Origin of the sequence: Pseudomonas segetis (genome assembly GCF_900188155.1) — a bacterium.
GTDB classification, from domain to species: domain Bacteria; phylum Pseudomonadota; class Gammaproteobacteria; order Pseudomonadales; family Pseudomonadaceae; genus Aquipseudomonas; species Aquipseudomonas segetis.
In genome coordinates this window covers 65341-77701 of record NZ_FZOG01000001.1, presented here as the reverse complement: position 1 = coordinate 77701, position 12361 = coordinate 65341, and the positions used below count along the sequence as shown (strand labels likewise).

General features: G+C 57.4%; 13 protein-coding genes and 1 tRNA gene. 11 read left to right on the top strand and 3 right to left on the bottom strand.

What is annotated here, in order from left to right:
• Position 1 precedes the first annotated feature (1 nt).
• The 3 genes from CHB79_RS00405 (at position 2) to CHB79_RS00395 (ending at position 2210) form a co-directional block, all read left to right on the top strand.
• Positions 2-694 (top strand): pseudouridine synthase, encoded by a 693-nt coding sequence (locus CHB79_RS00405; RefSeq protein WP_010484353.1) that lies wholly within the window; start codon positions 2-4, stop codon positions 692-694.
• Between the two features lie 398 nt (positions 695-1092).
• Complete coding sequence (locus CHB79_RS00400) at positions 1093-1968, top strand: alpha/beta fold hydrolase (RefSeq protein ID WP_089358543.1); 876 nt, start codon at positions 1093-1095, stop codon at positions 1966-1968.
• Between the two features lie 168 nt (positions 1969-2136).
• A tRNA-Gly gene (locus CHB79_RS00395) sits at positions 2137-2210 on the top strand.
• Between the two features lie 75 nt (positions 2211-2285).
• On the opposite strand, the gene CHB79_RS00390 is transcribed toward CHB79_RS00395, so the two are convergent.
• Complete coding sequence (locus tag CHB79_RS00390) at positions 2286-3302, bottom strand: AraC family transcriptional regulator (RefSeq protein WP_010484351.1); 1017 nt, start codon at positions 3300-3302, stop codon at positions 2286-2288.
• A gap of 141 nt (positions 3303-3443) precedes the next feature.
• Between CHB79_RS00390 and CHB79_RS00385 the strand changes: the two genes are divergently transcribed.
• The 5 genes from CHB79_RS00385 to CHB79_RS00365 all read left to right on the top strand — a co-directional run bounded on the left by CHB79_RS00385 (position 3444) and on the right by CHB79_RS00365 (position 8527).
• Positions 3444-4340 carry a TauD/TfdA dioxygenase family protein gene (locus tag CHB79_RS00385; protein WP_010484349.1) on the top strand — a complete coding sequence of 299 codons (897 nt, stop codon included), beginning with the start codon at positions 3444-3446 and terminating at the stop codon, positions 4338-4340.
• A 158-nt stretch (positions 4341-4498) separates the two neighbouring features.
• Positions 4499-5065, top strand: a complete 567-nt coding sequence (locus tag CHB79_RS00380) for a YdeI/OmpD-associated family protein (protein ID WP_089358542.1) — start codon at positions 4499-4501, stop codon at positions 5063-5065.
• Positions 5066-5211: 146 nt separating this feature from the next.
• Positions 5212-6231 carry an extracellular solute-binding protein gene (locus CHB79_RS00375; protein WP_010484345.1) on the top strand — a complete coding sequence of 340 codons (1020 nt, stop codon included), beginning with the start codon at positions 5212-5214 and terminating at the stop codon, positions 6229-6231.
• Positions 6232-6233: 2 nt separating this feature from the next.
• Positions 6234-7814 (top strand): ABC transporter permease, encoded by a 1581-nt coding sequence (locus CHB79_RS00370; RefSeq protein WP_089358541.1) that lies wholly within the window; start codon positions 6234-6236, stop codon positions 7812-7814.
• A 164-nt stretch (positions 7815-7978) separates the two neighbouring features.
• On the top strand, positions 7979-8527 hold the full coding sequence (locus tag CHB79_RS00365; RefSeq protein ID WP_089358540.1) for an AAA family ATPase: 549 nt from the start codon (positions 7979-7981) through the stop codon (positions 8525-8527).
• Between the two features lie 21 nt (positions 8528-8548).
• Here the strand turns inward: CHB79_RS00365 and CHB79_RS22345 are convergent, their stop codons facing one another.
• Positions 8549-8824 carry a DUF4236 domain-containing protein gene (locus CHB79_RS22345; RefSeq protein ID WP_425439551.1) on the bottom strand — a complete coding sequence of 92 codons (276 nt, stop codon included), beginning with the start codon at positions 8822-8824 and terminating at the stop codon, positions 8549-8551.
• A gap of 223 nt (positions 8825-9047) precedes the next feature.
• Here CHB79_RS22345 and CHB79_RS00360 point away from each other — a divergent pair, with 223 nt between their 5' ends.
• From CHB79_RS00360 to CHB79_RS00350, 3 genes are all read left to right on the top strand, one after another.
• Positions 9048-9590, top strand: a complete 543-nt coding sequence (locus CHB79_RS00360) for a DUF3455 domain-containing protein (RefSeq protein ID WP_089358539.1) — start codon at positions 9048-9050, stop codon at positions 9588-9590.
• A gap of 125 nt (positions 9591-9715) precedes the next feature.
• Complete coding sequence (locus tag CHB79_RS00355) at positions 9716-10264, top strand: sigma-70 family RNA polymerase sigma factor (protein WP_089359167.1); 549 nt, start codon at positions 9716-9718, stop codon at positions 10262-10264.
• Positions 10261-10980, top strand: a complete 720-nt coding sequence (locus tag CHB79_RS00350) for an anti-sigma factor (protein ID WP_010484336.1) — start codon at positions 10261-10263, stop codon at positions 10978-10980. The genes CHB79_RS00355 and CHB79_RS00350 overlap by 4 nt, the downstream gene beginning before the upstream one ends.
• A gap of 19 nt (positions 10981-10999) precedes the next feature.
• Here the strand turns inward: CHB79_RS00350 and CHB79_RS00345 are convergent, their stop codons facing one another.
• Positions 11000-12283, bottom strand: a complete 1284-nt coding sequence (locus tag CHB79_RS00345) for an arsenic transporter (RefSeq protein ID WP_089358538.1) — start codon at positions 12281-12283, stop codon at positions 11000-11002.
• Between the last annotated feature and the right edge of the window lie 78 nt (positions 12284-12361).

Genomic DNA, 12361 nt, shown 5'->3' with positions numbered 1-12361 from the left:
AATGCGTCTCGACCGAATCCTCAGCAACCTGCCGAGCCTGAACCGCCAGGACGTGCGCCAGCTTATTGCCAGTGGCCGGGTGCGGGTTGATGGCTTGTGCTGCCGGGACTCGCGCTGCGATATCAGGTTTTTTAATCGGGTTGAGCTGGATGATCAAATCGTCCAGGCGGGCAGGCCAGCACGCTACTTCATGCTTAACAAACCGATCGGCGTGGTCAGCGCGACTGAACACCCAGGGCACCAGACCGTCATCGACTTGCTCAATGAACCGGACAAGCACGAACTGCACCTGGCCGGTCGCCTCGACCTCAACACCAGTGGCCTGTTGTTGATAACCAATGACGGGCAATGGTCGCGCCGTGTGACCCAACCCACCAGCAAGCAGCCCAAGGTCTATTGGGTCTCGACTGAACAGCCGATTGAAGCGCACTACATCGACAGCTTTGCGGCCGGCATGTACTTCAAGTTCGAAGACCTCACCACCCTGCCCGCCAGGCTTGAGATCCTGGCCACCTACAACGCGCGGCTGTGGTTGCATGAAGGCCGTTATCATCAGGTCAAGCGCATGTTCGGCCACTTTCAGAACAAAGTCACCGGCCTGCATCGTGAGCGCATAGGTGCCATAACGCTCGACCCGCGGCTCACACCCGGCCAGTATCGCGCACTGACAGCAGACGAAATTGCCAGCGTCTAACCAGACTCTGCGACAAACTCACCAGTGCTGATTTATCCGCCACCGATAAACGGCAAGCAATCGCTCAAATAAATGCTTGTCAGCACCACAGGCGACTGCTTAAATCCAATCACAAGGTGAAAAGTGACTGGACAGTCACAAACACCATCTAAGCGCTCTTTTGGTTTCTTGCGCTCTGCGCAAATTGGGTTCCTGCCTGGTTACAAGACACCCTCCACAGCTGACCGGCTGCGGGGCGGCTGCTCTATTTCAGCCCTTACCGATTGATCAAAAATAATCCAATAAAATCCACGTCTGACATCGCTTTGTCACGTCCAGGCGTTTACCTACTGTCCTGCTCTAGTTCGGTTTACGCCTATGCGTAGGCCATGGTTTGGATTGCGCCGAGAGGAAACGACATGAAGCCAATCAACGCTGTCGTCGATGTTCACAGGACGTTCAAGGTACACACCGAGTTCTACGCCAACCCAATGGCCCGCAAGACCATCATCTTGGTCAACGGCTCCCTGGCGACTACCTCCTCATTCGCGCAAACGGTTAAGTACCTGCAACCACAGTTCAATGTGGTGCTCTACGATCAACCCTATGCAGGGCAATCGAAGGCGCATAACAGCAACCATCAGCCGATCAGCAAGGAAGATGAGGCCAACATATTGCTTGAGCTCATCGAACACTTCGAAGCCAGCTACCTGATGTCATTTTCCTGGGGTGGCGTCGCGGCGATGCTGGCGCTGGCCAAATGTCCCGAGCGCATCGAGAAAGCGGTGATCAGCTCCTTCTCGCCACTGCTCAACGAGCCAATGCTCGACTACCTGGAAAAAGGCCTGATCTACCTCAAGGCAGTTGATCGCGACGGTGTCGGCCACTTGGTCAATGACACAATAGGCAAGCATCTGCCCTCGCTGTTCAAGCGCTACAACTATCGCCATATCAGCCAGCTCGACGAGCACGAGTACCTGCAAATGCACGCGCATATCAACCAGGTCGTGCGCATGGAGGCTCACTGCCAGATGGAATACCTGGCGCGCATCAATGTGCCGCTGCTGTTCGTCAATGGCGAGAAGGATGAATACACCACCGGGCAAGACGTGCGCGTATTCGCCGACTATCTGGATGACTGCCAGTTCGCGACCATCGAAGATGCCGGGCACTTCCTCGACATGGAACACAAGAGCGCCTGCCAGCAGAGCAAAACCCTGCTGCTGAACTTCCTGCAGCACACAACACAGCGCCACATTCGCTACCATGCCCAACCACAAGCCATCGCGGTTTAACCGATGAAAGCAAGTACCAAGGCGGCCCCTGAAAAGTGATGTTCCGGCTTTATCAGGGGCTGTCCATCGGCGAACCGGAGAAATAGCCATCCCTAGCGCTTCAATTTCCCCTGAACATCTGGTACAAAGTCACCCGCAAAAGCGGACGTCGCAAACAAGACGTGCCAAGCGGGTATAGTTTAGTGGTAGAACGAAAGCTTCCCAAGCTTTAGATGAGGGTTCGATTCCCTCTACCCGCTCCAGATCCATCGCAAGCAGGCCTCGTCATCGAACGGGGCCTTGTTGTTTCTGGGGGTTGGTTCGAAGCCGGCGCCCGACTATTGCCCCTGTCGCTTCCACTGCCCGGGCGGGCAGCCTGTCCAGCGGCTGAAGGCGCGCGAGAAACTGGCGGCTTCGGCGTATCCCAGACGTTGGGCGATACTGTTGAGATCCAGCGCTGAGTCGCTCAGCAGGCGTTCGGCCAGGCGCTGCTTGATCTGCTCGTTAAGCTGCTGGAAGGAATGCCCCTCACTCGCCAAACGCCGATGCAGGGTACGCTCGGACAAGCCAAGTCGCTCGGCCACTGTGCGACTGCTGAGCAAGCTGGCCGAATCACGAATCAACACCTGCTGTACCAACCGTGCGGTCATGGCCCTGGCCAGGCTATGGGAAATTTCCAGGCACAGGCGCTCGCACAGTTGCTCACCTTCACTATGGGCGCTGATGTGGGCCTGTGGCAGCTTGAACTTCAGGTCCGCATGGGAAAACAGGATGCCATTGCGCCTGGCATCAAAACGCAGCGGGTAAGGAAAGTCGCGCTGCAAGGCACTCAGGTCCGTGGGTGCGCGGCTCATCATCTCTACCGCCAGAGGCTCAATCGGCCGTTGCAGCAGTTCGCCAGCCACGCCCAGGCAGGCAGACAGTCCCCGCTCGATAACGAAGGCTCGGGCATCCTGCGGCAATACACTGGCATCGAACAACAGCCACATCCCTCGCCGATCAGGCTCGGTGTGCGCCGGACACAGGGTCAACGCCAACAACTGGAAGCGACTGAAGGTGGCAAATGCCTCGTCGAGGCTGCGGCTGGCAAGCATGGTGAAGCCCAGCAGCCCCAGCGAGGTCAAGTGGTAACGCTGCCCGGCGATAAAGCCCAGCCCAGGCCGACCGGCATGCTCGATCAGGTTGCGGATTACCGCCAGCTCCTGCCAGGCCTCGATCTGGGCATTACGTTGTTGCAGCGCTGCACTGCTGATGGCGCTACCGATCAGGCAAGCCTGGATGTCCACGCCAACGGCCTGGGCGGTTTCCAATAGATAGCGCACGCCAGTGAGCGGGCGGTTCTGGCGCCAGTCCATCAGCTAGATCCTTGTGTCGCGTCGCTCCCAAAGCCTGCATTGTCATGGCAGCGATTATCAATTTTTGGCAGTGATTATCATGGCTGAGCCTAGCACTCACCCTGCATCCTGCAAACACTCCAATAACAATGAGTGCGAGCCATGAGCGAATTTATCTACAGCCTGCCCAGCCATAACCGCGCCGCCAGTTACCAGCACTTTCGCGCGACGCCAAGCACCGGCGCCATAGGCGCAGATATTGAAGAACTCGACCTGACCCGCCTGAGCGACGAAGGCTTTGCCGAACTGCGCCAGGCGTTGCTTGCGCATAAAGTCGTCTTTATCCGCGACCAGTCCCTGAGCGTCAGTGACCTGGAGCGCGTGACCCAACATTTCGGCGAATTCGGTCGCGAACCCTACGTGACCTGCATGGACGACCATCCCCATGTGGTACATGTGCTCAAGGAAGCCACCGAGAAAACCCCTTTTGTCTTCGGCGGTGCCTGGCACACCGACTGGACCTTCCAGGAACGTCCGCCTGCGTTCACCTTGCTTTATGGCCATGACATCCCGCCCTTTGGCGGCGATACCTGCTACGCCAACCTGGCGCTGGCCTACGAATGGCTGTCGCCGGGGATGAAGAAACTACTGGCCAACCTGGATGCAGTGCACAGCCCGGAAATGGCCTACGGGGTCAATGCCCGGCACAACGCCCTGCTGGAAAACATGGCCATACGTTACGGCAGCGACACCTCAGCAGAAGTGCGTAGCCATCCGCTGGTAATTACGCATCCAGAAACCGGGCAAAAGGTGCTGTTCATCAACCCGGCCTACACCACGGGCATCAAGGGCTTGCGCCCGGATGAAGCACGACCGCTATTGGACTACCTGTTCAAGCTGGCGACCAGCGAGGCCTTTACCTGTCGCATGCGCTGGCGCCAGGGCACCTTGGCGATCTGGGACAACCGCAGCACCTGGCATATGCCGGTGGCCGACTACCACGGCATGCGCCGCGAAATGTACCGCACCACTGTGGTCGGTGAAGTGCCGAGTCGCTGATCCTGCAATCGCGTATCAAGCTGCAAATGCCTGCCCGGGTTCGAGACAGGCGTTTGCGCCGCAGAAACTTCCGACCTATAACTGTTTGGGCTAAAAATACAGAGATCAGCTAAATACCGGCTGGTTCCGATCATCCATGTTGCACAGCAGCTCAACCCATGACGGCACAAGACTCAAGATCACAATTCGAGGCGCAATTACTGAGCCCTCGCGAACATGGCAACAGCGATGCCTGGGCGTTCGTGATCCTGCCCAAAGCGGCCAGCGCCAAGTTGCCAAGGCGCGGCCGGGTAACGGTAGAGGGTCGTATCAACGACCAATACTTCCAGGCGCTGGCTGAACCCGATGGCCAAAAGAGCCACTGGTTGAAAATCGATGAGCAACTGCTTGAAAAGCTCGGAGCCCCTATTGGCGAGATGGCTAGGTTTGACCTGAATGCCATGGCGCAAGAACCTGAGCCCCAGGTTCCTGCCGAGCTGAGCGAGGCCTTGAAGGTGTCTCCCGAAGCACTGGCCACCTGGCAAGACACAACCACCGTTGCGCGGCTTGACTGGATCCATTGGATCACATCAGCCAAACAGGCAAAGACGCGCGCCAAGCGGATCATTGATGCCTGCGACATGTTGTCATCGGGCAAGAAAAGAGTCTGCTGCTTTGATTCTTCAGGCTACTACAGCAAGGCGTTCAGTGCGCCACGTGCCGCCGACCCGGCAGGCCAGGGCTAGCAACTCCCTCTCCTTCCTTACCTAAGTGTTCCTTTAACCCAATGACCTGCGCCTGTTCCTGGCCATGCGTCGAGAGTTTTTGAGAATCATCATCAATTGGCCTGTATAATCCCTCGGTAACTTTTTGTGTCAGAGGAAAGAGGCTTATGTCCGTACATCGAGTAACCGGGTTGGCGCGTGTAATCAGCGCCGGGGTTCTGTCCATCGGCATGCTGTTCGCCAGTGGCGTGTACGCCGATGATCCGGTAACCCTGACCCTCTACAACGGCCAGCATGAAGCCACTGGCAAGGCCGTGGCCAAGGCGTTCGAGGAGAAGACCGGGATCAAGGTACTGATCCGCAAGGGCGGTGGCGGCCAACTGGCGAACCAGATCGCCGAAGAAGGCGAGCGTTCACCGGCTGACATCATTTACACAGAAGAGGCGCCGCCGCTGATCAAGCTGGGCAGCCAAGGCCTCCTGGCCAAGGTAGACCCAAGCACGCTTAAGCAGATCGACCCCAAGTTCTCCGACAACAACGGCAACTGGCTCGGTATTACCTCCCGCGTACGCGTGCTGGCCTACAACCCTGACCTGATCACTGAAGCCGAACTGCCAAGCAGCGTGCTGGAAGTGGCCGATCCGGAGTGGGCTGGCAAGATCGCCTTTGTCCCGAGCAGCGGTGAATTCCTTGGCCAGACTGCCGCAGTCATCAGTCTCAATGGCCGAGAGGCTGCCGAAGAATGGCTGACCGGCCTCAAGGCGTTCGGCTCCACCTACACCAACAACGTCGTCGCCATGAAGGCGGTGGAGAACGGTGAAATTGGGGCTGCATTGGTCAACAGCTACTACTGGACCGCGCTGAAGAAAGAAAAAGGCGAGCTCAAGTCCAAGCTGCACTACTTCGCCGATGGCGATGCCGGTGGCCTGTCCAGTGTTTCGGGTGCCGCAGTGATCAAAGCCAGCAAGCACCCCAAAGAAGCCCAGCAATTCCTGGCATTCATGATCAGTGATGAAGGGCAAAAAGCCATTTTGAGCAAATCCGCCGAGTACCCGGTCAACCCCAACGTGCCAGCCGACCCGCTGCTCAAGCCGTACGACCAGCTCAAGCCACCAGCGATCACCGCAGCGCAAATTGGCCTGGCTGAAGATGCACTGGAATTGCAACGCGAAGTCGGAATGAACTGATCATGCAACCCCAAGCGGTAACCCCCGACCTGCCGTTACCGGCGGCAGGCCATGCCAGCCGGCGGCGCAAGTCGCCGCCGATCTGGCTGCAGCTACCGGTACTGGCTTTGCTGCTGGTGGCGGCCCTGCCGTTGTTCTTCGTAGTCGCCCGTGCCGCAGAAACCGGCTTTGCTGAAGCCTTTGCGCTGCTCTGGCGGCCGTTTGTCTTCGGCTTGCTGGCCAATACCATGAAGTTGATGGTCCTGGTGACTATTGGCTGCGCGGTGATCGGGCTGGGGCTGGCCTGGCTGGTTGAACGCAGCGACCTGCGCTGGCGGCGGCACTGGAACGTGCTGCTGTGCCTGCCGTTCGCCATTCCGTCGTTCGTCAGTGGCTTTACCTGGGTATCGATGAGCCCCATGTTCGAAGGGCTGGGCGGTACGGTATTGGTGATGGTGCTGTCGAAATACCCGCTGATCTACCTGCCCGTGGTAGCGACTCTGCGCAGTCTCGACCCGGCACTGGAAGAGTCGGCACGCATGCTCGGCTTGAACCGTCGCCAGGTGTTCTGGCAGGTTACGCTGCCGCTGCTGCGACCAGTACTGATGGCCACCAGCTTGCTGGTTGCGATACACATGCTGGTTGAGTTTGGCGCACCGTCGATCATGCGCTATCAAACCTTCACCACCGCAATCTACCAACAGTTCGAGCTCGAATTTAATGGTAACAACGCGGCCATGCTTTCCGCGCTACTGCTGGCGCTGTGCATGATTCTGCTGTGGGGCGAGTTTCGTCTGCGCGGTCGTGGTTATGCACGCACCGGCCAAGGGGTAGCCCGCAGCGCGGCACCAGTACGCCTGGGCCGTTGGCAAGTGCCTGCACAGCTGATACTGCTGGTATTGGTCATTATCGGGTGTGGAACACCGCTGACGATGCTCGCTTTTTGGATAATAGAAGGCAGTTCGGCCAGCTTTCCGGTCGCCGAGATCATTCAAACACTGTGGGCGTCGCTGTCCTACTCCTTCGGCGGTGCCTTGCTCAGTTGCCTGCTGGCGTTGCCGGTGTGCCTGGTGGTGGTGCGCTACTACGGCCGCATGGCTACGCTCGCGGATCGCCTGCCCTACTTGCTCCATGCATTGCCGGGGCTGGTAATCGCTTTATCCTTTGTGTTCTTTGCCCTTGGCTACATGCCGGTGCTGTACCAAACCAGTATCCTGCTGCTGATCGCCTATGCGCTGTTGTTTATGCCGATGGCGCAAGGCCCGATTCGCGTGGCGCTGGAAAAAGCCTCGCCACAACTGGAAGAAGCGGCACGCACGCTGGGGCATACGCCCATTGCGACCTTTCTCCGGGTGACCCTGCCGATCATCTCGCCGGCCATCGGCGCCGGCTTCGTGCTGGTTTTTCTCGACTGCATGAAGGAACTGACGGCAACCCTGATCCTCGGCCCAACCGGCCTGGAGACCTTGGCAACAAAGGTCTGGTCCCATACCGGCAACCTTGAGTACGCCGGTGCGGCCCCTTATGCCGCGCTGATCGTACTGGTATCGGGTCTACCGGTTTACCTGCTGACCACAAGGGCCTACCGCCACAAGGCAGGCTGAAACCAGGGGGCAATTGCCCCCTGGAACGCAAGCAGGCCTGTTGCTCAACCCTGGCTCGGCCTCTGGCCTGCAAGAGCGGATGGCCAGGTTTCACCTGAAACCACTCCCCTTGGTTGAACCGCATTAAACCAATCGACCCAAAGCGCATTCACGGAGCTGGGCAGTTGAATAATTTTATCGTTTTCACCGGTGGCCCCGGCTCGGGGAAAACCGCTGTAATTGAACAGATAAAAGCCCTTGGCCACAGATGCAGGGACGAGGTTGGCCGGATGGTGATTCGCCAGCAGCAAGAGCTGGGGGCTGATGCCCTGCCGTGGAAAAATAAAACGGCCTTCAGGGATGAAATGGTCCGCGCAGAAATTGCCAGCTACAACCAACAACCAACGCTGGCCGAACCAGTGTTTTTCGACAGGGGCATTATCGATTGCCTTGGCTACTCGCTCCTTGAGGGGCTTGAGCTGCCTGCAGCCTTGATAAGCCTGGCCAACTCAATAACCTACAGCCGTCATGTCTTTATCTTCCCGCCGTGGAAACACATCTACGAAAATGACGCCGAGCGCAAACAAAGCTTTGCCCAGGCGGTGCAAACCTACAAGGCGATGCTCAAAGTTTATCAGCAGTTCGGCTATGAACTGATTGAAGTCCCGCAGCTAAGTATCAGCCAGCGAGCAGGCTTCATCCTGGACAGGCTCAGCTTGGATTCGCAGTCATGACTCGCGGCGCTCGCCAAAGCATCAGAAGCTAAGGAACCAGACCAATAGCGCAATGCCAACCACGACTGCAGCCAGCCCAAAACTGACTGACTGCTTCTGATCGCTCCCGGCCCGACCGGACGCATACAGCTTTGATGCTGAAAGCCCGGTGCCACTAATGCTGCCAGTCACACGCGTACCTTTTTTGCTGAGGTTTGCGCTAAGCCCCTTGCCACCAAGCGATGTACTGACGCCACTTTTACTGACTACCCGGGGCCACCTTGAAACTCCTACGCAATCAAATCGCCCGCCAGTCAAGTGCTGTCATTGCTGCTTGATTAAGCATTGATCCTTAGCTTAGGCGGGAAATAAGCGACTGTAGTTCTGGCAACCCTCTCAATGGCTGGCACATCCAAGCTGACCACCAATGCGGACCTCTGAAAAAATATTTCACCTGCACTGCATCCAATTGCCTTTCTGCCGGGTAGTACCAGTAGCAGCCCACTAAATGCTGCTCCTTTTGGCTTATGGAGAGACTCGCATGAACGCTAAGAAAATTTTCAGCCTTGCCAGTACAACCCTCGCAGCAGCTTGCTTGTTTGCCACTGTACCCGCGGCCTATGCGCAGATGGGCTTACCCGACAGCATCAAGGTGCCTGACGGCAACAAAGTGGCGATGGAAACTGTCGGTGTAGGCGAAATCACTTATGAATGCCGTGACAAAGCCAATGCCGCAGGCGAAACCGAGTGGGTGTTTGTCGGTCCCAAGGCTGCCCTGAATGATCGCAGTGGCAAACAGGTTGGCGAGTATTTTGGCCCACCTGCAACCTGGCAGGCCAAAGACGGCTCGAAAGTCACTGGCACCCAGCTGGCAGTCGCGCCTGCTGGTGACGGCAACATTCCTTACCAGTTGGTCAAGGCCAACCCGGCTGAAGGCAAGGGTGCAATGAGCGGTGTCAGCTACATCCAGCGTGTCGCAATCAAAGGAGGCGTGGCCCCTGCCAAGGCGTGCACAGCCGAGACCAAGGGCAACAAGGAGATCGTGAAATATCAGGCAGACTATATTTTCTGGACTGCTAGCTAAAAACTCCGCTAATAGAGGATCTGGTCAGGTTACGCATTTTGCAAAGTCGTCTAATCTGATCAGATCAAACCCCAGTCCATGCGGCTGGGGTATTTACTAATTAATGGCGTCTGAAGCTATTGTCCTTGCCTGAACCCACCTTTGATTATGAAGCCTGCCTCACACGTTGCGCCCAAGGCGACCAGCAGGCATTGCGCGTTTTGTACGACCAGGAAAGCGCGCGCCTACTCGGCGTGGCCAAGCGTATTGTCGGCGATAATGCGCTGGCTGAAGACATCGTGCATGACGCTTTTATCAAAATCTGGGCACGAGCCAATAGCTATGACTCCTCGAGAGGTTCTGCCCGTGGCTGGATCTTCAGCGTGACGCGCCATCTGGCACTTAATTTCATCCGCGACAATGCCAACCATGCCCTCGCCGACGAGCTCGACCATGAGTCAATGGCTGATCAGGCGTCGCCTGGCATTGCTGACTCCTTTGAGTATCGCGCGCGCTCGGGGCGGATCTATACCTGCCTTGAACAACTGGAACCAGCACGGCGCAATTGCATCCTGCATGCCTATGTTGATGGCTACTCCCATGCGCAAATCGCCCAGAAACTCGGCACGCCGCTTGGCACCGTCAAAGCCTGGATCAAGCGCAGCCTGCTGGCGTTGCGGGAGTGCATGGGATGAGCAAGGTGACTGGCAGCAACAGCCCGGAGAATATCGACGAACTGGCAAGCGAGTACGTGCTCGGCACCTTGTCGGCGCAGCAGCGCAATGAGGTACGCAAGCGCATGGCGACCGAGCCTGAACTGCGGGCGGCGGTCGATGGCTGGGAAAGACGCTTACTGGAACTGACCGAGCAAGCCGATGCGCAAACGCCCTCGCCCTTTTTGTGGCGGCGTGTGCAGCGCAGCATTAACTCAAGCCTGCAGCAGGGTTCATCAACCGCTGCCACATCTTGGTGGAATCTGTTGCCGCTGTGGCGCAGCCTTGCCGCCAGCGGTATCGCCGCGACTTTGGTGCTGGCTGCTGTCTTGCTGCTACGCAATGCACCACTCAATGAAACAGCTTATCTGGTGGTGCTGGTGGCTCCGCAAGACAAAGCCCCGGGCTGGGTTATCCAAACCAGTAACCGACAGGAAATCCAGTTGATACCGCTGGGGGTTGCCGAGGTGCCGCGCGACAAGGCGCTTGAATTCTGGACCAAAGGCGAGGATTGGCAAGCACCGGTTTCCCTGGGCTTGGTCAAGCCTGGGCAAAAGCTGTCGATCTCGCTCGACAAGCTCCCGCCACTGGCACCCAACCAACTGTTTGAGCTGACCCTGGAAAACCCCAATGGCTCACCCACGGGTAAACCAACAGGACCGATACAATTTATTGGCCGTGCGGTGAAGGTCATATAAGCAGCTTTTACACAGCGGCTCAAATACTCAAGCGCAGGGCCAAGGCGCCAAGGGTGGCAAGCAAAATTGGCACCGTCAGAACGATGCCGGTCTTGAAATAGTAACCCCAGCCAATCGTCATGTTCTTGCGCGCCAGGACGTGCAACCACAACAGCGTGGCAAGGCTGCCGATCGGGGTTATTTTAGGGCCGAGGTCACAGCCAATGATATTGGCGTAGATCATCGCCTGCTGAGTCACCCCGCTGACATCTGCGGCATGGATGGATAGCGCCCCCACCAGCACGGTCGGCAGGTTATTCATCAGCGACGACAACAATGCGGTCAGCAGCCCCGTGCCCAGGGTCGCGCCCCACACGCCATATTCAGCAAACACATTGAGCAATTGCGCGATATGGTCAGTCAGCCCGGCGTTCTTCAGCCCGTAAACGACCAAATACATGCCCAGGGAAAACACCACGATTTGCCACGGCGCCTCCTTGAGCACCTTACGGGTTGAGATTACATGCCCGCGCGCGGCAATCAGGTAAAGCACAAAGGCCGCCACGGCGGCGATCGCACTGATAGGCACGCCTAGCGGCTCAAGTACAAACAAGCCAATCAGCAGCAGCGCCAGCACCCACCACCCGGCAATAAAGGTCGCCCGGTCACGGATCGCCTCGACAGGAGGCTTGATATCCGCAAGGTTGTAGCCCGCCGGTAAATCCTTGCGGAAAAACCACATCAACATGCCCAGCGTGGCCGCGATGCTGACCATGTTGACCGGCACCATCACCGAGGCATACTCGCTGAAACTGATACCGAAATAGTCAGCGCTAACGATGTTCACCAGATTCGATATCACCAACGGCAGGCTGGCGGTATCGGCAATAAAGCCTGCCCCCATGACGAATGCCAGGGTCGCAGCAGCGGAAAAACGCAGCGCCAGGAGCATGGCAATAACGATTGGCGTAAGAATCAGCGCCGCGCCATCATTGGCAAATAGCGCAGAAACCACAGCGCCCAACAGAATGATAAAGGCATAGAGCCGACGACTGCTGCCGCCTCCCCACTTGGCCACATGCAGCGCCGCCCACTCGAAAAGCCCTGCTTCATCGAGCAATAAACTGATGATGATTATCGCGATAAACGCCCCGGTGGCGTTCCACACAATCTGCCAAACCGTCGGGATATCACCAAGGCCAATCACCCCGAAGAGCAGTGCCAGTACAGCACCAAAGCTCGCACTCCAGCCGACGCCAAGCCCTTTTGGCTGCCAAATGACCAAGGTGATGGTAATGATGAATATCGACAGCGCGATCAGCATGCAGGTTACTCAATAGGATAAAAATTGATCAGTCGCACATCGACTTTAGGGCGGGCCAGTTGAATAAAGCCCCCCATT

Coding starts and splice junctions, on each gene's coding strand:
- CHB79_RS00405 (WP_010484353.1), top strand. CDS start 2: ATGCGTCTCGACCGAATCCTCAGCAACCTGCCGAGCCTGAACCGCCAG.
- CHB79_RS00400 (WP_089358543.1), top strand. CDS start 1,093: ATGAAGCCAATCAACGCTGTCGTCGATGTTCACAGGACGTTCAAGGTA.
- CHB79_RS00390 (WP_010484351.1), bottom strand. CDS start 3,302: ATGGACTGGCGCCAGAACCGCCCGCTCACTGGCGTGCGCTATCTATTG.
- CHB79_RS00385 (WP_010484349.1), top strand. CDS start 3,444: ATGAGCGAATTTATCTACAGCCTGCCCAGCCATAACCGCGCCGCCAGT.
- CHB79_RS00380 (WP_089358542.1), top strand. CDS start 4,499: ATGACGGCACAAGACTCAAGATCACAATTCGAGGCGCAATTACTGAGC.
- CHB79_RS00375 (WP_010484345.1), top strand. CDS start 5,212: ATGTCCGTACATCGAGTAACCGGGTTGGCGCGTGTAATCAGCGCCGGG.
- CHB79_RS00370 (WP_089358541.1), top strand. CDS start 6,234: ATGCAACCCCAAGCGGTAACCCCCGACCTGCCGTTACCGGCGGCAGGC.
- CHB79_RS00360 (WP_089358539.1), top strand. CDS start 9,048: ATGAACGCTAAGAAAATTTTCAGCCTTGCCAGTACAACCCTCGCAGCA.
- CHB79_RS00350 (WP_010484336.1), top strand. CDS start 10,261: ATGAGCAAGGTGACTGGCAGCAACAGCCCGGAGAATATCGACGAACTG.
- CHB79_RS00345 (WP_089358538.1), bottom strand. CDS start 12,283: ATGCTGATCGCGCTGTCGATATTCATCATTACCATCACCTTGGTCATT.